Source organism: Aeromonas sp. s4, assembly GCF_040907855.1.
Lineage (GTDB): Bacteria > Pseudomonadota > Gammaproteobacteria > Enterobacterales > Aeromonadaceae > Aeromonas > Aeromonas caviae.
The window spans coordinates 57833-75740 of sequence record NZ_JBFOCP010000001.1; the positions used below are offsets into that span (position 1 = coordinate 57833).

General features: G+C 60.5%; 17 protein-coding genes. 8 read left to right on the forward strand and 9 right to left on the reverse strand.

Annotated elements, in window-relative coordinates; all coding sequences use genetic code 11:
* Positions 1-82: 82 nt before the first annotated feature.
* Entirely contained in the window at positions 83-367 is a 285-nt protein-coding gene (yjbD, locus tag AB5Y89_RS00255; RefSeq protein ID WP_042879473.1) for a DUF3811 domain-containing protein, read from the reverse strand.
* 297 nt (positions 368-664) lie between these two features.
* On the opposite strand from yjbD, the gene AB5Y89_RS00260 reads away from it, so the two are divergent.
* Positions 665-787 (forward strand): hypothetical protein, encoded by a 123-nt coding sequence (locus AB5Y89_RS00260; protein WP_010675895.1) that lies wholly within the window; start codon positions 665-667, stop codon positions 785-787.
* 46 nt (positions 788-833) lie between these two features.
* On the opposite strand, the gene AB5Y89_RS00265 is transcribed toward AB5Y89_RS00260, so the two are convergent.
* Positions 834-1604, reverse strand: coding sequence for an ABC transporter substrate-binding protein (locus AB5Y89_RS00265; protein WP_045522350.1), 771 nt, complete (start codon positions 1602-1604; stop codon positions 834-836).
* Positions 1605-1765: 161 nt separating this feature from the next.
* The gene (locus AB5Y89_RS00270; RefSeq protein WP_010674212.1) at positions 1766-2335 is read right to left on the reverse strand and encodes a single-stranded DNA-binding protein; all 570 of its coding nucleotides are present in this window, start codon (positions 2333-2335) and stop codon (positions 1766-1768) included.
* Positions 2336-2852: 517 nt separating this feature from the next.
* On the opposite strand from AB5Y89_RS00270, the gene AB5Y89_RS00275 reads away from it, so the two are divergent.
* Together AB5Y89_RS00275 and uvrA are read left to right on the forward strand one after the other, a co-directional pair.
* On the forward strand, positions 2853-3491 hold the full coding sequence (locus AB5Y89_RS00275; protein WP_010674213.1) for a LuxR C-terminal-related transcriptional regulator: 639 nt from the start codon (positions 2853-2855) through the stop codon (positions 3489-3491).
* Positions 3492-3583: 92 nt separating this feature from the next.
* Entirely contained in the window at positions 3584-6412 is a 2829-nt protein-coding gene (gene uvrA / locus AB5Y89_RS00280; RefSeq protein ID WP_124244320.1) for an excinuclease ABC subunit UvrA, read from the forward strand.
* Between the two features lie 115 nt (positions 6413-6527).
* Here uvrA and AB5Y89_RS00285 read toward each other — a convergent pair whose 3' ends face one another.
* On the reverse strand, positions 6528-6653 hold the full coding sequence (locus AB5Y89_RS00285) for a hypothetical protein (RefSeq protein WP_010674215.1): 126 nt from the start codon (positions 6651-6653) through the stop codon (positions 6528-6530).
* A 325-nt stretch (positions 6654-6978) separates the two neighbouring features.
* Between AB5Y89_RS00285 and AB5Y89_RS00290 the strand changes: the two genes are divergently transcribed.
* From AB5Y89_RS00290 to AB5Y89_RS00300, 3 genes are all read left to right on the forward strand, one after another.
* Positions 6979-7590 carry an OmpW family outer membrane protein gene (locus tag AB5Y89_RS00290; protein ID WP_010674216.1) on the forward strand — a complete coding sequence of 204 codons (612 nt, stop codon included), beginning with the start codon at positions 6979-6981 and terminating at the stop codon, positions 7588-7590.
* A gap of 197 nt (positions 7591-7787) precedes the next feature.
* The gene (locus AB5Y89_RS00295) at positions 7788-9767 is read left to right on the forward strand and encodes a methyl-accepting chemotaxis protein (protein ID WP_039040116.1); all 1980 of its coding nucleotides are present in this window, start codon (positions 7788-7790) and stop codon (positions 9765-9767) included.
* Between the two features lie 8 nt (positions 9768-9775).
* Complete coding sequence (locus AB5Y89_RS00300; protein WP_368222620.1) at positions 9776-11239, forward strand: extracellular solute-binding protein; 1464 nt, start codon at positions 9776-9778, stop codon at positions 11237-11239.
* A 60-nt stretch (positions 11240-11299) separates the two neighbouring features.
* On the opposite strand, the gene AB5Y89_RS00305 is transcribed toward AB5Y89_RS00300, so the two are convergent.
* Entirely contained in the window at positions 11300-12091 is a 792-nt protein-coding gene (locus AB5Y89_RS00305; RefSeq protein ID WP_368222622.1) for a GNAT family N-acetyltransferase, read from the reverse strand.
* Positions 12092-12418: 327 nt separating this feature from the next.
* Here AB5Y89_RS00305 and metF point away from each other — a divergent pair, with 327 nt between their 5' ends.
* On the forward strand, positions 12419-13315 hold the full coding sequence (gene metF, locus AB5Y89_RS00310; protein WP_010674220.1) for a methylenetetrahydrofolate reductase: 897 nt from the start codon (positions 12419-12421) through the stop codon (positions 13313-13315).
* Positions 13316-13378: 63 nt separating this feature from the next.
* On the opposite strand, the gene AB5Y89_RS00315 is transcribed toward metF, so the two are convergent.
* Both AB5Y89_RS00315 and AB5Y89_RS00320 read right to left on the reverse strand, forming a co-directional pair.
* Positions 13379-14443, reverse strand: a complete 1065-nt coding sequence (locus tag AB5Y89_RS00315) for a DUF3103 domain-containing protein (protein ID WP_257712272.1) — start codon at positions 14441-14443, stop codon at positions 13379-13381.
* Positions 14444-14590: 147 nt separating this feature from the next.
* A complete protein-coding gene (locus AB5Y89_RS00320; RefSeq protein ID WP_233462701.1) occupies positions 14591-15742 on the reverse strand; it encodes a benzoate/H(+) symporter BenE family transporter in 1152 nt (383 codons plus the stop codon).
* Positions 15743-15855: 113 nt separating this feature from the next.
* On the opposite strand from AB5Y89_RS00320, the gene AB5Y89_RS00325 reads away from it, so the two are divergent.
* Entirely contained in the window at positions 15856-16428 is a 573-nt protein-coding gene (locus AB5Y89_RS00325) for a helix-turn-helix domain-containing protein (RefSeq protein WP_368222623.1), read from the forward strand.
* Here AB5Y89_RS00325 and AB5Y89_RS00330 read toward each other — a convergent pair whose 3' ends face one another.
* Positions 16429-17625, reverse strand: coding sequence for an NnrS family protein (locus tag AB5Y89_RS00330; protein ID WP_323951399.1), 1197 nt, complete (start codon positions 17623-17625; stop codon positions 16429-16431).
* A gap of 62 nt (positions 17626-17687) precedes the next feature.
* The coding region (locus AB5Y89_RS00335) for a hypothetical protein (protein ID WP_368222624.1) at positions 17688-17908 on the reverse strand (221 nt) is incomplete at its 5' end.

Sequence of the window (17908 nt, forward strand, 5' to 3'; positions counted from 1 at the left end):
CTGCCCTTTTCAGGGGAATGACATCACGCTCTGCCAGCCGCTTTTTTTTCAGCAGAGTCTTCTGCGTGCATTCATGCTGCCGTTACCGTCTGCCACGGTATTTGTTGCTGACGGAATCGGACCAGTTGAAGGTGTCGGGCAGTACTTGGGCACTGGCTCGCTCCTTGGCTTTCTCCCGCGCCAGTGCGGATGCCGCCTTGGCGGCCTGGGCGCGATCGGCGGCGATCTTCTGGCGTCCTGCCTCGCGGATCTTGTTGCGCTCCCCGTTGGTCAGGGTGTGATCGGCATTGGCCTGGGCCTTTTGCACCAGCAGGGCAATCTCGGCTTTCTCGGCCTCGGTCAGATCTTTCATTTCCAGCTTCTTCATGACGCGCTCCTGCGATCGTTGAATGCCCACCCTAACACACATCCACCGGAGACAGGCTGACCATCCGTCCCCGGATGCCAAAAGTGTCGCCCGGTCGTCATTTCCGGGGGGGGGCACGCTACGGGAACGCCTGCCTGGCAGGCGCTGCCGGGAGGCTGGATCCCGGCGGAAGATTGGGAGTATGCTGAGGCCAGTGCGATCCCCGATCGTCACTGTTGGAGTACTGAAATCCACGATTCGGCTGACATGCTGGAACACCCGTTCCAACTGTCCAGGTAACCTTTTTGGAGTCTGATGATGAGCAACAAAGAACAGCATCACGGCAAAGATGCCAAGAAAAAACCGCAGATGTCACTGAAAGAGAAACGCGAAGCCAAACGGCAGAAAGCAGAGCTGAAAAACGGCAGCGCGATGAAGTAACGCTCCATCCACTGCGGCTCCCCGGAGCCGGTATCAAGCCAGTCCATCATGGGCTGGCTTTTTTGTCTCCGGCAGTAGAGGTGGTGCCATAGGCTGCAAAAATCCGCTCATAGCGCCCGTCCGCCTTCATCTTGGCGAGCTGTCTGTCGAACCATTGCCGGTGGCCCGCCTCGCGAAAGGCGAAGTGGTAGTGAGTCGGGGGGAAGAGGTCGTGCTGTCTGACCTTGTCCTTGGGATAGCGGTCGCCCTCCTGGTCATCCCCGAGCAACTGCGCCAGATAGTAGTAGAACACCCGTTGTTCCAGGATCACGGCATCGGTGCGCCCGAGCAGGAGCCGCTGTACCTGTCCCTCCTGCCTCGCCACCTCTTCATAACGGGGATTCTGGTCGACGATGTCGGAGAAGGTCGTTCCCAGGATCTGCCGTGCACGCTGGAAGGCACTGACTCGCAGGGTCTGCAAATCCTTCATGGTGTGGACTGCCGTCGGCGCCAGGGTAAAGACCCGGTTGTGGAAGGTGATCACCGGCTGTGAGAGGTAGGCACTTTCCAGCATGCCGGGTTTGACGTTGATGATGGCGTCCAGCTTGCCTTCCTCCAGCATCCTGAAGGTGCGCTCCAGGGGAAGATAGACGACCTGCAGCTCATGGGGGCTGCCTGCGAAGGCCTCTCGCATGAGATCGAGTTCAATGCCCCTGTCTTCGTGGCTGATGACATAGGGAGGAATGGCAAAGCTGACTCCCACCCGCAGCGGCTCCGCAGCAAGGTGGCCGCCGAACATCAGCAGGGCGAGGCACAGCAGACGGCTCAAGTAGTTCATGCAGGTTCCCGAAGGGAGAAATCGTCTCGATGATAGCCACAAGCCTGGACGAAGGGGACGTAAAGCGGGGGAAAGTGGCAGCAACATGGTCGTCGGGGGAGGTGAATGCGTCAGAAACAGGTAAAAAAAGGCCCTGATGAATCAGGGCCTGCCGCAGGGGATCAGAACGGAATATCGTCGTCGAAATCCATCGGCGGTTCGTTGTAGACCGGCGGGGCAGATTGTGGCTGCTGGGCCGGACGGCCGTAACCGCCTTGCGGTTGCATGTTCTGCTGCGGGGCAGCAGGACGTTGCATGTTCTGTTGCGGTGCAGCCTGTTGCGGCTGGCCCCAGTTGCCCTGGGATGACTGGCCGCCCATGCCCTGGCCACCGCCCTGCGGACGGCCACCCAGCATCTGCATCACACCGGTGAAGCTGTCGACCAGCACCTCGGTGGTGTAGCGCTCCTGGCCGCTCTGATCCTGCCATTTACGGGTCTGGAGTTTGCCTTCCACATAGACCTGGGAGCCCTTCTTCAGGTACTCGCCGGCCACTTCGGCCAGCTTGCCCATGAAGACGACACGGTGCCATTCGGTGCGCTCTTTCTGCTCACCGGTCTGCTTGTCGCGCCAGGTATCGGAGGTGGCCAGGGTGATGTTAGTCACGGCACCGCCGCTCGGCATGTAGCGCACTTCCGGGTCTTGCCCCAGGTTACCGATCAGAATGACTTTGTTGATGCCTCGACTGGCCATAATCTCTCTTCCACCCTTATGTATACCGGCCAGGCCAGATGCCTGGGCCCATTCAATAATGCGTTTGTTTGCAACGAGATGCGCGCCCTGGCTGGGTGTCATCTCTCTTCAGTGTCCTGGCTGCGCCGGAGCTTGCCGGCAGAGGCGTCATGGATCGGCCGCAGCGTTTGGCCGCCATAGTACCAGTTGGCGGGCATGAGCGCACATCTTCCCTGCCACTGTGGCGTCAATGGATCGCCACAGCCTGAGTAACTTACCCGAGGTAAGGTGTCACCAGCAAGGGGAGGCGGCTGGGGCAGGCTGCGTGAAGAGGGCGGAGCTGTTATGGTGCGCACCGGCACTACTTGACCCCCCAAATGGGGGGGGCGTGCTAGCCAATTGTATTGGCTGGAAAATTGCTGGGCTTCAAAGGAGCCACCGATGCGTCTAATACTTTTTTAATGCTGCAGCCAGGAGGGGGATTGGTACTCTTCCTTGCCAAAAAGCCCCGACTCGAATGTGCAAGGAAGTTCTCTTGATGACGCCCGACTCCCTCCTGGTGCTGATCACCGAAAATAACGCACAAGCCTCCCGTTTCCAGCGTCACCTCAGTGAAGAGCTTGGTCTGCCCATCTTGCTGGTGGGGGAGCTGAATGACCTGCCAGACGTTGCAGAGGGCGCCCCCAAAACCTTGCTGCTGATCGATCTGGACTACCTCAAGTCGACCCAGCAGGAGCTTTGGAGCAATGCCATCTGCCAGCGCTTTGGCGAGGCCAGTGCCGTGTTGCTCAATGCCCCGACCAGCACCAACAAAGAGCTGCTGCTGATGTGGCCCCATACCAGTGGGCTCTTCTTTCGTCAGGACACGCTGGACAGGCTGGTCTTCGGCATCCGCAAGGTGTTGCAGGGGGAGTACTGGATCCCGCGCCACCTGCTGTGCGACCTGGTGGACTACTACCGCAAGGGGAGCGGGCAACCTCAGCGTCAGCAGACGCTGCTGACCGCCCGCGAGCAGGAGATCGTGCGTCACCTGATGACGGGGGCCTCCAACACCGAGATCGCCGACAGCCTGTTCGTGAGCGAACACACCGTCAAATCCCATCTCTACAACGTCTTCAAGAAGCTGAACGTCAAGAACCGGTTGCAGGCGGTGAGCTGGGCCAAGGAGTATCTCTGAGGAAGGGGTACGGAAGGAAAGACTGTCTATTCATCCAGTAGTCTCTATGCCATACTGGCCCGCTCTGGTTCCCGTATCGAGCGCGCAACAAGATGGAAAAAATCGTGATCCGGGGTGCCCGCACCCACAACCTCAAGAACATCAATCTGACCCTGCCCCGCGACAAGCTGATCGTGGTCACCGGCCTCTCCGGTTCGGGCAAATCCTCTCTGGCGTTCGATACCCTCTATGCCGAGGGGCAGCGCCGCTATGTGGAGTCCCTCTCCGCCTATGCCCGCCAATTCCTCTCCTTGATGGAGAAGCCGGACGTCGACCATATCGAGGGGCTGTCGCCTGCCATCTCCATCGAGCAGAAGTCCACCTCCCACAACCCGCGCTCGACGGTTGGCACCATCACCGAGATTTACGACTACCTGCGGCTGCTGTTCGCCCGGGTCGGCGAGCCACGCTGCCCGACCCACGCCATTCCGCTCGCGGCCCAGACCATCAGCCAGATGGTGGATCAGGTGCTTGCCCAGCCCGAAGGCGCCAAGCTGATGCTGCTGGCCCCCGTGGTGCGCAACCGCAAGGGGGAGCACACCAAGCTGCTGGAGAACCTGGCGGCCCAGGGTTACATCCGCGCCCGCATCGACGGCGAAGTGTGCGATCTGTCGGATCCTCCCGCGCTGGAGCTGCACAAGAAGCACACCATCGAGGTGGTGGTGGACAGATTCAAGGTGCGCGATGACCTGGCCCTGCGCCTGGCCGAATCGTTCGAAACAGCGCTGACTCTCTCCGGCGGCATCGTGCTGGTGGTGCCGATGGACGGGGAGGATGGGGTTGCCCCCATGACCTTCTCCGCCAACTTCGCCTGCCCCGAGTGCGGTTACTCCATGTCGGAGCTGGAGCCCCGGATCTTCTCCTTCAACAACCCGGCGGGGGCCTGCCCCACCTGTGACGGTCTCGGGGTGCAGCAGTATTTCGATCCCGCCAAGCTCATCCATGATCCCGGCCAGAGCCTGGCTGGCGGCGCCATCCGTGGTTGGGATAAGCGCAGCTTCTACTACTTCCAGATGCTCAAATCCCTGGCCGATCACTACAAGTTCGACCTGGAGACCCCCTGGGAGGATCTGCCGCTCAAGACCCAGGAGGTGATCCTGCGTGGTTCCGGGCGCACCGAGATCGAGTTCCGCTACATGAATGACCGCGGCGACGTGGTGGTGCGCAAGCACCCGTTCGAGGGGATCCTGCACAACATGGAGCGCCGCTACCGGGAGACCGAATCCAACGCGGTGCGGGAAGAGTTGGCCAAATACATCGCCAACAAGTCCTGTACCAGTTGCGGTGGCAGCCGACTGCGGGAAGAAGCCCGCCACGTCTTCGTGGACAATCGCAACCTGCCGGCTATCGCCGAGCAGTCCATCGGCGATGCCCTGGCCTTCTTCGAAGGGTTGAACCTGTCCGGTCAGCGTGCCCAGATAGCGGACAAGATCCTCAAGGAGATCGTCGAGCGGCTCGGCTTCCTGGTGAACGTCGGCCTCAACTATCTGAGCCTGTCGCGCAGTGCAGAGACCCTCTCCGGCGGCGAGGCGCAGCGGATCCGGCTGGCCAGCCAGATCGGGGCTGGCCTGGTGGGGGTCATGTACGTGCTGGACGAGCCTTCCATCGGCCTGCATCAGCGGGACAACGAGCGGCTGCTCAAGACCCTGACTCACCTGCGTGATCTCGGCAACACCGTGATCGTGGTGGAGCACGATGAGGATGCCATTCGCCTCGCCGACCATGTGCTCGACATCGGCCCGGGGGCTGGCGTGCACGGCGGTGCCATCGTCGCCCAGGGGACGCCGGAGGAGATCATCGCGAACCCCGAGTCCCTGACCGGTGACTACCTCTCCGGGCGCAAGCAGATCGCCATCCCGGCCGAGCGCACCCCGCTCACCGGCAAGTGGCTGAAATTGAAAGGGGCGAGCGGCAACAACCTGCGCAACGTCAACCTGGATCTGCCCATCGGCGTGATGACCTGCGTCACCGGCGTCTCCGGTTCCGGCAAGTCGACCCTGATCAACGACACCCTGTTCCGCATCGCCCACCGCGAGCTCAACAAGGCCACCGAGTCCACACCTGCGCCCTATCGCAGCGTCGAGGGGCTGGAGCATCTGGACAAGGTGGTGGATATCGACCAGAGCCCCATCGGCCGCACCCCGCGCTCCAACCCGGCCACCTACACCGGCCTGTTCACCCCGATCCGCGAGCTGCTCTCCGGCACCCAGGAGGCGCGTTCCCGTGGCTACCAGCCGGGCCGCTTCTCCTTCAACGTGAAGGGGGGACGCTGCGAGGCGTGCCAGGGGGACGGGGTCATCAAGGTGGAGATGCACTTCCTGCCGGATGTCTACGTGCCGTGCGACGTCTGCAAGGGCAAGCGCTACAACCGCGAGACCCTGGAGGTGAAGTACAAGGGCAAGAACATCCACGAAATCCTCGAGATGACGGTGGAAGATGCCCGTGCCTTCTTCGATCCGGTGCCGGCGGTGGCGCGCAAGCTGCAGACCCTGATGGACGTGGGCCTCTCCTACATCCGGCTCGGTCAGTCCGCCACCACGCTCTCTGGCGGCGAGGCGCAGCGGGTCAAGCTGGCGCGGGAGCTCTCCAAGCGGGACACCGGCCAGACCCTCTATATTCTGGATGAGCCGACCACCGGGTTGCACTTCCACGATATCCAGCAGTTGCTCAAGGTGCTGCACCAGCTGCGGGATCGGGGCAACACCATCGTCATCATCGAGCACAACCTGGACGTCATCAAAACCGCGGACTGGATCGTTGATCTGGGCCCGGAAGGGGGCGCTGGTGGTGGCCGTATTCTGGTGACGGGTACGCCTGAGGAGATGAGCCGTTGCAAGGAGTCCCACACGGCGCGCTTCCTCGCTCCTCTACTGGAAAAATAAGCGTCACTCGAGAAAAAGGGGCCAGGGCCCCTTTTTTGTTGGCCGGTGGCGAGGTGCGCCGATCTGGCGCCCGGCCAGGGATGAGAGGGAGAAAAGAGGGACTCGTCCGGCAGACTCAGTGTGTCAGCATCAGGAAGGCGAGGGCGAACAGGAAACCCAGCAGAATGAAGAGGAAGGAACCTATCCCCCAGATGGCGGCAAGAATGCCGAGAATTTTGTCTTTGCGTGTCTGTGGCTTCATAAAATTCAAATTACAGCGTGGTTACATCGCATTAATAAAATACGCCCCGTGGCATAATTAAACAACAATTGAAAGGTGATATGAAGGTGCTTAAGGTGTATTTAATTGGTATTTTACATTTCATGATGATGCAGTAATTTAAGGCATCATCATGTATTTGAATGACTTTTTATTTTCATCTGCGGTTTGATTGTCCAATCAAAGCTGCCGTGTACATCTATCTATTTCTTGATAACTATTGAGCTAAATCAATAACCGGCCATTCACATCCTTTTATAGTTTTCGGGCTTGCAACATAGAAAGAAAACAAAAAAGGAATAATGTGATGAAAAAGATCCTTCCTCTGTTAATCGCAGCCGCATTTGCTTCCCCCGTCGCCATGGCACATCAGGCCGGTGACATCCTGGTCCGTGGTGGCCTGGCGTTCGTCTCTCCCCAGACCAGCAGTGACAACGTGCTGGGGACGGGCGAGCTGGAGATCGACAGCAACATGCAGCTTGGCCTGACCCTCTCCTACATGTTGACGGACAACTGGGGTGTCGAGCTGCTGGCCGCGACCCCCTTCTCCCACTCGGTGTCGACTGCCGGCCTGGGTGAGGTCGCCAAGGTCAAACACCTGCCGCCGACCCTGATGGCGCAGTACTACTTCGGTGATGCCAACAGCAAGGTGCGCCCCTATGTGGGGGCCGGTATCAACTACACCACCTTCTTCGACGAGGAAGGGCGCGGTGCCCTGGCCGGGACGGATGTGAGCGTGGACTCCTCCTGGGGGATGGCGGGTCAGGTGGGCCTGGACATGGCGATCAATGACCGCTGGTTCGTCAACGCCTCCGCCTGGCTCATCGACATCGATACCGATGTGCATACCGCCGTGGGCACCATCAACACCTCCATCGATCCGGTGGCCTTCATGTTCGGCGTCGGCTACCGCTTCTGATGACAAACGTGGCCGGTGCTCGGCCATGACAACCAAGCATGTCTCTTTGGCCCGGCTCTGTTCGGGCCCTTTTCTGCCTGCCATGTCACGCCAACTGTGATCTGGCCCGCCATCGCGTCACGAACCGCTATTCCATTGCACCCCGCTGCCGATAACCTCGGCATTCACCCCTTTCCCCAACGAGTGAGGATGCCTCCATGGGTTTATCTATTGTGCAGCGGATCATCGCCGGCTTCGTGCTGATGCTGTTGTTGCTGGTTCTGCTCGGCTTCATCAGTATTCTGAAGATCCGGGGGATCAACGAGGGGCTCTCCCAGGTTTCTGATCGTGCCACCCCCCTGGTGATCGCAGTCGCCGGGCTCAAGGGGGCACTGCAGGACAGCAACCGCTGGGTGCTCACCTACAGAACCAGCGAGGAGGCGGCCCAGTTGCCGCAACTGGCCAGCCAGTTCAAGGCGCAGCAGGAGCGTTTCCTGGCCCAGAGCAAGGAGATGGCCCGGTTTGACGGGGTGGCCGAGGCGAGCGAGCGGTTCCGCCAGGTCGACGGGGCGACCCGCGAGTTCTACGGGTTGGCGGATCAGGTGCTGACCCAGCACGGTCAGTGGGTGGCCGCACTCGATCGGCGCCATGAACTGGAGCTGGCGTTCATCCGGCTGGAAGATACCTACCAGTGGGCCGCCGATCTGTTGCTGCAGCAGACCGCGAGCAAACGCTCCATGCGCAACAAGGCCGAACTCATCACCTCCGGCATTGCCCGGGATCTGAAAAACATCCGCCGGGCCGATGCCAAGACCGATCTCAATGAATTGGAGAAGGTGCTCGGCAAGGATATCGAGATGGCACGCAAACGGCTCGAACGGGTGCAGGTGCCCGATGACGTGAGGCAGCGTTTCATCGTCAACCTCGATCGGATGCAGGAGCTGGCCCTCGGCCCGAAAGGGTTGCTGGCGACCATGCGCAATGGCCAGCAACTGGCGGCCTCGCTGCAGTCCCTGAACCAGCAACTCGACACCAGTCTGGTCAACAGCCTGGCGCTGCTGGACGAGATGGCCAAATCGGCGGGCAGCATTGCCAGCGCGAGCCGGGTCGGGGCGGATGACGCCGTCAGCAGCGCCAGCGCCTGGATCCTGATCGTGTCTGCCATCTCCGCGGCCGCCGCGCTCCTCATCGGTTACACCACGGCCCGCAGCATCCAGCGTCCGCTGCAACTCATCGATCGGGAGCTGGATCGCATGGCTACGGGTGACATGACCCGGCGCATCGACTACCAGAGCCGCTGCGAGTTTGGCAGCCTGACCCGCTCCATCAATACCCTCGCAGACAAGACTGGCGAGCTGCTCGCCCAGATCAATGCCGGCTCGCGCCATCTGGTGGACGAGGCGAGCCGCGCCGCCGAGATAAGCGAGCGGGCCATGTCACGGGTGCAGGATCAGAAGAGCCAGACCGATCAGGTGGCTGCCGCCATCACCGAGCTGGAGGTGAGTGCGACCGAGGTGGCGCGCTCCACCGATGGCACCAAGCGTGAGGTGGACCTGGCGGACGAAGAGGCCCGCGCCGGACGCAAACAGGTGGCGACTACTCGCCAGATCACCGAACAACTGGCGGGAGCCATGGAAGAGGCGGTCGGCATCACCCACAAGCTGGGAGAATTCAGCGACAACATCGGCAGTATCCTCGACGTGATCCGCAGCATCGCCGAGCAGACCAACCTGCTGGCGCTGAACGCGGCCATCGAGGCGGCCCGCGCGGGGGACGCCGGTCGCGGCTTCGCGGTGGTGGCGGACGAGGTGCGGGCACTGGCGAACCGGACCCAGACCTCGACCGAGGAGATCCAGGCCATGATCGAGAACCTGCAAAGTTCCAGCAAACACGTGGTGGCCGTGATGGCACGCAGCCAGGAGCAGACCCAGGATTGCGTGGCCCAGACCCGGGTGATGGACGAGGCGTTGCAATCCATTGCCGAGCGGATGAGTGCCATCAAGGCGATGGCGGATCAGGTGGCTCATGCCGCCCAGGAACAGATCTCCGTGAGTCAGGGGGTTGCCCGTCATGTCGCCGGCATTGCGGATGTGGCTTACGAGACCGAGCGGGAGGCGCGGGAATCGGCCAGCAGCAGTGAGGTGCTGGCGGATCTGGTCGCCAAGCAGCAGCAATTGATCGCCCATTTCAAGGTGTAGGAGGACTTATGGCTAACAAGTGGATCGGGGCCCTGAGTCTCCTGTTGTGTGGCCAGCTGATGGCCAGCGAGCTGGTGATAGAGAGCTGGCGCATAGATGACAAGGCCTTGTGGGAACAGAAGATCATTCCTGCATTCGAGGCCGCCCACCCGGGTATTCAGGTGAAATTCAACGGGGTGCAGAACGTCGAGTACATGCCGACCCTCTGGGCCAGCCTCAAGGCGGGCAAGGCGGGGGATCTCATCACCTGCCGCCCGTTTGACGACTCCCTGGCCCTGTTCAAGGCGGGCCATCTGGTGGAGCTGAGCGAGATGGCGGGGATGGAGAACTTCCCGAGCTTTGCCCAATCCCCCTGGCAGACCGACAGTGGCGCCCAGACTTTCTGCGTACCCATGGCATCGGTGATTCACGGCTTCTTCTACAACAAGAAGATTTTCAGTGAGCTGGGGCTGACGGTTCCCCAGACCCGCGAGGCATTCTTCGCGGCCCTGGACAAGGTGAAGGCGGATGGTCGCTATGTTCCCCTCGCCGTGAGCGGCTCGGAGAGCTGGGTTGCCTCCGAGCTCGGTTTCCAGAACATAGGCCCCAACTACTGGAAGGGGGAGGATGGTCGATTGGCGCTGATCGGGGGCCAGGAGCGCTTCAACAACCCGCAATACGTCAAGGTGTTCGAGGAGCTGGCCCGCTGGCGTGACTACCTGGGGGAGGGGGGCGAGAGCCGCGACTACGCCACCACCAACGAGCTGTTCACCTCGGGCAAGGCTGCCTTCTATGCGGCGGGATCCTGGGAGATCGCCCCCTTCACCGGCAAGGTGGACTTCGGTGTCATGCGCCCGCTCGTGGCAAAGCAGGGGGATGGCTGTTTCTTCACCGATCACACCGACATCGGTATGGGGATGAATCCTGCCAGCAAGAACAAGGAGGCCGCCATGACCTTCCTGCAATGGCTGACCACTCCCCAGTTTGCCGAGCTCTATACCAACTCGCTGCCCGGCTTCTTCTCGCTCTCCAACCACTTCTTTGAAGCCACCAATCCGGCGGCCAGAGAGATGATGGAGTGGCGGGATCAGTGCGATTCCACCATCCGGGTTGCCACCCAGATCCTCTCCCGCGGCACTCCCAAGCTCGGGGATGAACTGGCCGAGGTGAGCCAGCAGGTATTGCTGGGAACCGTGGCACCCAAGGCGGCGGCCGATCGCCTGGAACAGGGGTTGAAAGGGTGGTATGCCCCCCATCAGGGCAACCAGGGCAAGGGACAGGAGTGTCAGTGTGAGGTGAGCGTGCCTGCCGTCCCTGTGTCGGGTGCCATCGGGACCGAGCCTGCTGCACCTGTGGTGCCGGATGGACAAGCGCCTTCCGGAGCAAGCGCGACCCAGCCTCCGTCAGCACCGGTGTCCGGAGCCGTCGCTCCAGCGTCTCCTGCCGAAGTGGAGGAGGCGCTCGCCAGCGAACTGGAGGGGGCACAGCCCTGATGGTTCACCATGAAGAACGGGAGGCCTTGGCCTCCCGTTTTGCATCTGCGTGATGACCTGTCATTCCCGTGGCAAGCGGCACAGGCTGCCAATACGGGCCACCGGCACGAAACCCAGAGCGCGATAGACCCGCTGGGCGTGATAGTGCTCGTCTGCCACTATGATGAGCGAACTGGCCCGTGCCAGTCCTTGGCGTGCGACCTGGCTCAGCAACAGACGACAGAGCCCCCGGTTTCGCCACTCTGCGTGCGTGCGCACCAGTTGAAAGCGTCCCAGGGGGCCGGTGAAGAAGAGTCCGCAGCTGGCAACCAGTTGATCCTGGTGCCATAACCCCCACCACTGTCCGAGCCCGTCATCGATCATGGCCTGATAGAGCTGGCGGCGTGACAAGAGATAGGGAAGATAGCGCTCCTCCGAATGGGCTGGATCCCGCTCTGCCAGCTCGAAGGCGAGCCACTGATCCCAGTCCGCCGTGGTGAACGGGCGAGCCGGGGCCATGTCGCTGCCGGTGGGAGCTTGCCACTCCATTGCTCTCAGCGCCAGTACCACGCACTCCATGTATTGGTATCCCGCCGCCACGAACCCGGCGACCCGGCTGTTCTGGCCTGCGGCGAGGGGCCACTGGAAGGTGCGGTGGCGGATACGGGGATCCCAGCCAATCAGCCTGTCGAAACTGGCCTCGAGCCAGCCCTTGTCACGATCGCTTGGGGGAGTGGGCAGCAACAGGTAGTTGCCGAAGTAGTAGTCTGGAGAGCCCGGGGTACGCACGGTCCAGAACGCATCATGATCCGTCACCTCGCCCTGATAGCGATCGAACAGCAGATCGGTGGCAAAACCGGGGTGATCTTCCATGATTGGGCTCCTGCAAACGCTTGAATTGCTTATCGGCAGGCGGGGAAAGAAGTTAAAAAAAGGCCGGGAAACCCGGCCAAACAATCACACGCAGATTCAGAACGTCCAGGACGATCCGCCCGCATCATAGCGTGCCTGACAGCATTTTGGGATGGGGTCGCTCATTACTTAGGTTGAATTGCAAAATAAAAAAATCGGCAATCCCCCTTGCCACTGACAAATCGGTATTGACTTTGATCCGTTTTCTCATAAAGATAGAAAGACGTTTAGACGTCCAAACATCCGTTTTGGCGTGAAGGAATGGGTTGCAGGACAGGGAGAGAGCAGATGGGATTTCACAGCGCGCGTCAGGTTGAGGCACTCAACCAGAGTTTGGCGGATCTGGGTGGCGACATATCGGTCAGTTTCGAGTTTTTCCCGCCCAACAGCGAAGGGATGGAGAACACCCTCTGGCAGTCCATCGAGCGCCTGCAGGTGCTGGAGCCCAAATTCGTCTCTGTGACCTATGGCGCCAACTCGGGCACCCGGGACCGCACTCACAAGGTGATCAAGGACATCAAGGAGCGTACCGGCCTCATCGCCGCCCCGCACCTGACCTGTATCGACGCCAGCCGTGACGAGCTGCGAACCATTGCCCGTGACTACTGGAACAGCGGTATTCGCCATATCGTGGCCCTGCGCGGAGACTTGCCTCCCGGTCTCGACAAGCCTGACATGTATGCCACCGACCTGGTCGCCCTGCTCAAATCCGAAGCCGATTTCGATATCTCGGTCGCCGCCTATCCGGAAGGCCACCCCGAGGCTCGCAGTGCGCAATCCGACCTGCTCAACCTCAAGCGCAAGATAGATGCCGGTGCCAACCGGGCTATTACCCAGTTCTTCTTCGATGTGGAGACCTATCTGCGTTTTCGGGATCGCTGCGCCGCCATCGGTATCGATGCGGAGATCGTGCCGGGGATACTGCCGGTCTCCAACTACCAGACCCTGGCCAAGTTTGCCGGTTTCACCAACGTGAAGATCCCGCGCTGGATGCACCAGCGTTTCGAAGGGCTGGAAAACGATCAGATGACGCGCAACATGGTGGGAGCCAGCATTGCCATCGACCAGGTGCGTGTGCTGAGTCAGGAAGGGGTGAAGGATTTCCACTTCTATACCCTGAACCGCTCAGAGCTGACCTATGCCATCTGTCACACACTGGGTGTGAGGCCGAAAGGTCAGGCCTGATCCGCGGCTCTGATACAGAAAAGCCAATGAGTCTTCTCATTGGCTTTTTGTTTTGAGCGACAGTCAGGGCCGGGTTGGCTGGATCTCCCTGGGCTCGAGATCGATGACTGCATTGCCGGCGGCACCGGGATACTGGTGATAGCTCTGGTCCTGCTCCAGGGTATAGAAGGTGTCGAGGTAGTCGTCGTTGTTGGTCATCCAGGAGTCCGGAAGTGCCTTGACAATACGACCGCCGAGGTCGAGGAAGGGCAGGGCCTCGGGTACGCCGCCCGCAGTGAAGCCGAGTTTGAGTGCGTCAATCAGGAGGGCACTCAGCTCCTTGTAATTGACGTTGTCATCCTGCTCCATCATGACCACGTCGACGGCTCCCCAGCGGTAGCGATCCCAATAGACCAGGATCTGGTTGGGGGTGTAGTCGGTGTTGTTGTAGTCGAGATAGGGCATGTCGACGATATCTACCACGGGCTCGTCCCTGCCAGGATTGACCCCGGCCACGACGGCATAGACCTCGGCGGCGCCCAGCAGCCAGGGCTCCTGATCATCGTTGAGCCTGATCTTCTTGAGAATGCTGGTCTTGAGGGGGGTGGTGTTGCTGGTGGCACGGGGCGTCACCTGCATGTCGGCGGCAGCCAGCGCCTTTCGCATCACCTTCAGGCCGGCATTCTTGGCTTTGACCGGATCGGCCTCCACCACCAGTACCGGCCGCGCCGGCGGCTGGTTCACATCGAGATAGATCGGGCTGCCGGCGCTGTCGAACGCCTCGATGGCGCTCCAGCTCTTTTCGTCACCACTTGGTATGTAGGCAACCAGTGGCTCAACCCCTTGTTGCAGTGCATCCGCCTGATCCGGATTGGCCAGCCGCAGTTGCATCAGCTCCCTGACCTCGCCATCCAGTCCTTGCCGACGGATGGCCGCCTGGTTGGCATCCCGAGCCTGGCGTTTCAGACGCGGGCTGGCCTTTGGCAGCAGGTTGGGCAGTGGACTCTGGTATTCCTGATTGTTCAGGAGTGGCAGCAGGTTCTTCTGCTGCAGCGCGAGCTGGCGTGCCAGCTCCCGATCGGTGTCGGCAGCCTGGGTCGTGGTGGCGCCCAGCAGTGCCAGTAACAAAATGACAGCCTGATTCCTCATCTTCGTTCTCCAGTATTGAGTCTGACAACGGCGTTTGTCGGGAAGGATCTGCGCCGTTTTGTCACTAGAAAGGAATAAGGTTCATATGTGAACGCTCTTCTCAGGATTATGTGCTGCGTCTCACTGGAGTCTCCCCAGATGGTCAGGTCAGGCACGGAGCCGGTTGACTTGATGCAATGTCACTCCGATCAGCAATCCCCAGCAGGCAGACCCGACCCCGAGCAGGGTGATCCCCGAGGCAGTCACGAGGAAAGTCAGTAGCGCGGCTTCCCGCTCCTCGTCCTGCTGCAAGGCGCTGTGCAAGCTGCTGCCTATGGTGCCGAGCAGCGCCAGCCCGGCCACGCAGGTGACCAGCACCGCAGGGAATGCGCTGAACAGGGCAACCACGGTGGCACCGAAACAGCCTGTGAGCAGGTAGAAACATCCAGCCCACACGGCAGCAGGCCAGCGTCGAGTGACATCGTGATCCACTTCCTTGCCCATGCAGATGGCGGCTGTGATGGCGGCCAGGTTGAAGGCATAGCCGCCAAACGGTGCCAGCAGCACGCCGATGAATCCGGTCCAGCCAATCAAGGAAGAAGTGGCCGGTTGATAGCCGTGGGCGCGCAGGATGGCAATGCCCGGCATGTTTTGCGAGGTCATGGTAACGAGAAAGAGCGGGAGTGCGATGCCGAGCAGGGCGTCGATGGAAAAGGCTGGCGAGACCCAGACCGGGGTGGAAAGTTGCCAGTAAACCTCGTTGAGTTGCAGCTCGCCCCTCAGGGTGCAGAGCAGCATGCCGGCAGCCAGGACCAGCACCATGGTGTAGCGGGGCCAGAGGTGGCGACCCAGCAAGAAAGCCAGTAGCAAGGTGCCAAGCAGCAAAGGATCTTGCGGTGCCACCTTGAAGAGATCCAGCCCGAACCTGAGCAAGACTCCGGCCAGCATGGCGGCCGCCAGTGGGGCGGGAATGTGACGCATCAGCCTGTCGAACCAGCCGCTGATACCGCAGAGGGTGATCAGCAGTGAAGAGATGATGAAGGCGCCGATGGCTTCAGCCAGACTGAAGTTCCCCAGGCTGGTGATGAGCAGGGCGGCACCCGGGGTGGACCAGGCCGTCAAGACAGGCACCCGGTAATAAAGGGAGAGGCCGATGCAGCTGACCCCCATGCCGATACCCAGTGTCCATAGCCAGGAAGAGACCTGGGCTGCATCGGCACCGGCGGCCGTGGCGGCCTGGATGATCAAGACGACAGAACTCGTGTAACCCACCAATACGGCGATGAGTCCCGCGACCATGTGGGGGAGGGCTAGGGGCATGGGAAACTTCCTTGTGGATGCTGATAGCTTGTGCGCTATTGCGTACAATGTGGTTTGGACTATAACGCTGTGCGTTATGGCGCACAATATGGCTCGAAGAAATCGGAGAACAGATGCAGGAGATGAGTCGCTATCTGGCCCAGCGATTGAAAGGGCTGCGCACTGAAAGAGGATGGAGCCTGGATATGGCTGCCCGTGAAACGGGGGTGAGCAAGGCCATGCTGGGACAGATCGAGCGAGGTGAATCCAGTCCGACGGTGGCAACATTGTGGAAGATTGCCACCGGTTTTCGGGTCTCTTTCTCCAGTTTCATTGAGCCGACACCAGCGGCACAGGGAGAGACGGTATACCGTATTGCCGATGATATTCGACAGCAGCCGGCGGGAGAGGGGATGCAGGTTGCCCCGCTTTTCCCTTATGAGGCCCGCTTTGGTTTCGAGTTGTTCGAACTGACCCTGCTACCTGGATACCAGCGGGAGTCAGAACCCCATGAACCCGGAGTGACCGAACATGTCATCGTCATCAGCGGTGTGATGGAGGTACTGGTTGACGGAGCGTGGCGTTCCCTCGATCAGGGTGAGGCAGTCCGGTTTGCAGCGGACCGTCCCCATGGCTATCGCAATCTTGGGGTCGCTCCCGCCATCTTCCACAATCTGATCCACTATCCGTCCATGGCCACGCGATGATTAGCCGGGGCGGCCATCCGCTCTGGGACTGGTCAGTATGGGGGTATAGACCCAGACAAAGAGACCGTAGGCGGCAACCCAGCTCCATCCGCTGAGGTTCCATCCCGTGAGGGTGAGGTCTGGCCAAAAGAGGGGGAGCAAGACCCGCAACAGTGCGGACAGGATGACCAGTGCAAATGCCGCCGTGATCCTGCGTCCTATCTGCAGGGCTCTGCCACTGTGTCCGAGGGATACACGGGCTATCATCCCGAGGATCATGGCCCCCATGCTGCCCGCGCTGAACAGATGGCTGGCCAGTGACAAGGCTATCGGCCAGCCAGCCGTGCGTGCCGCCAGGGCGGTCAGCCCCAGTGGGATAAAGAGGTAGGCCAGGTGAAGCGACCACAGTAGGGGGTGGGCCACCGTGATTCCGGGTCGCCAGCGCAGCTGCCTGTAGAGGTGAGCCCCTGCCGCCACTATATATAGAGGGAACATCTGAATTCCGATGACCCACTGGGTCGGGAGTACTAACCAGAGCAGCAGGATGAGCCACAGAGACGCGAGGGCAATGCGCTCCAGCCACGGCAGTGGGAGTGCTTTTTCCGCCCCAGTGGCTCTGGCGGTAAAGAAGGGAATGACACGTCCTCCCATGACGGCAATCAGGGTCGTGAAGAGGAGCACGGTTGCAAGCAGGATATGTTCTACCAATGGCCATTCGGCATGCCACCGCCAGCAAGCGGTATTGAGCAGGGTGAACACGAGAAGCAGGGGAACAAAAAAGAGATTGCGCCACTGGCGCGTCACTATGATGGGTCTGGCGAGGAACCACGTACAGAGGGGCAACCAGGCCAGGTCCATGACCATCAGAGTGACATTGCTTTCTCCAAACCAGGGGAGCAGGCCTCTCGGGATGGCCCACAATCCCACGACCAGTGCCAGCGGCCAACCGCGTACACCTGGGTGAGCGGTCCAGTTCTGGACGGCGGTAAGCAGAAAACCCGCCACTATGGCGGCACCAAAGCCGAACAGCATTTCATGTGCATGCCACCAGATGGGGTTGGCAATCCGGGGCAGAGCAAACCAGCCGTTGAGCTGCCCCAGCCAGCCCAGCATTGCCAAAGCCGAGAACAAGGCGCCGAACAGGAAGAAAGGCCGAAACCCGAGGCGGAACAGAGGAACGATTCTCTCCTCTTTGCGGCTATCCAGAATCTGGTGCATGAATGAAACCTTAATTGAACATTTGAAAAGCCAATTATAAAGTGGCTTTTCAAATGTTCAATTTAAATCCAATGACAGCCCGAAATGGTTGTGACGCGAACGAAATAGAACCGCTTTGCTGCATATCTGAGCGAACGGTTCTTCTCGGTGAAAAAGCCCTTGTCATCACGGCGTGGCTCCCTATAATCCGCCCCTACCAGCACGGCGGAACACGCCGAACTGATGAGCTCGCTTCCTTGTGAAGCCAGCGCCGAAAGAAAAGCGAAAACAATCGCTTGACTTT

Coding starts and splice junctions, on each gene's coding strand:
- yjbD (WP_042879473.1), bottom strand. CDS start 367: ATGAAGAAGCTGGAAATGAAAGATCTGACCGAGGCCGAGAAAGCCGAG.
- AB5Y89_RS00260 (WP_010675895.1), top strand. CDS start 665: ATGAGCAACAAAGAACAGCATCACGGCAAAGATGCCAAGAAAAAACCG.
- AB5Y89_RS00265 (WP_045522350.1), bottom strand. CDS start 1,604: ATGAACTACTTGAGCCGTCTGCTGTGCCTCGCCCTGCTGATGTTCGGC.
- AB5Y89_RS00270 (WP_010674212.1), bottom strand. CDS start 2,335: ATGGCCAGTCGAGGCATCAACAAAGTCATTCTGATCGGTAACCTGGGG.
- AB5Y89_RS00275 (WP_010674213.1), top strand. CDS start 2,853: ATGACGCCCGACTCCCTCCTGGTGCTGATCACCGAAAATAACGCACAA.
- uvrA (WP_124244320.1), top strand. CDS start 3,584: ATGGAAAAAATCGTGATCCGGGGTGCCCGCACCCACAACCTCAAGAAC.
- AB5Y89_RS00285 (WP_010674215.1), bottom strand. CDS start 6,653: ATGAAGCCACAGACACGCAAAGACAAAATTCTCGGCATTCTTGCCGCC.
- AB5Y89_RS00290 (WP_010674216.1), top strand. CDS start 6,979: ATGAAAAAGATCCTTCCTCTGTTAATCGCAGCCGCATTTGCTTCCCCC.
- AB5Y89_RS00295 (WP_039040116.1), top strand. CDS start 7,788: ATGGGTTTATCTATTGTGCAGCGGATCATCGCCGGCTTCGTGCTGATG.
- AB5Y89_RS00300 (WP_368222620.1), top strand. CDS start 9,776: ATGGCTAACAAGTGGATCGGGGCCCTGAGTCTCCTGTTGTGTGGCCAG.
- AB5Y89_RS00305 (WP_368222622.1), bottom strand. CDS start 12,091: ATGGAAGATCACCCCGGTTTTGCCACCGATCTGCTGTTCGATCGCTAT.
- metF (WP_010674220.1), top strand. CDS start 12,419: ATGGGATTTCACAGCGCGCGTCAGGTTGAGGCACTCAACCAGAGTTTG.
- AB5Y89_RS00315 (WP_257712272.1), bottom strand. CDS start 14,443: ATGAGGAATCAGGCTGTCATTTTGTTACTGGCACTGCTGGGCGCCACC.
- AB5Y89_RS00320 (WP_233462701.1), bottom strand. CDS start 15,742: ATGCCCCTAGCCCTCCCCCACATGGTCGCGGGACTCATCGCCGTATTG.
- AB5Y89_RS00325 (WP_368222623.1), top strand. CDS start 15,856: ATGCAGGAGATGAGTCGCTATCTGGCCCAGCGATTGAAAGGGCTGCGC.
- AB5Y89_RS00330 (WP_323951399.1), bottom strand. CDS start 17,625: ATGCACCAGATTCTGGATAGCCGCAAAGAGGAGAGAATCGTTCCTCTG.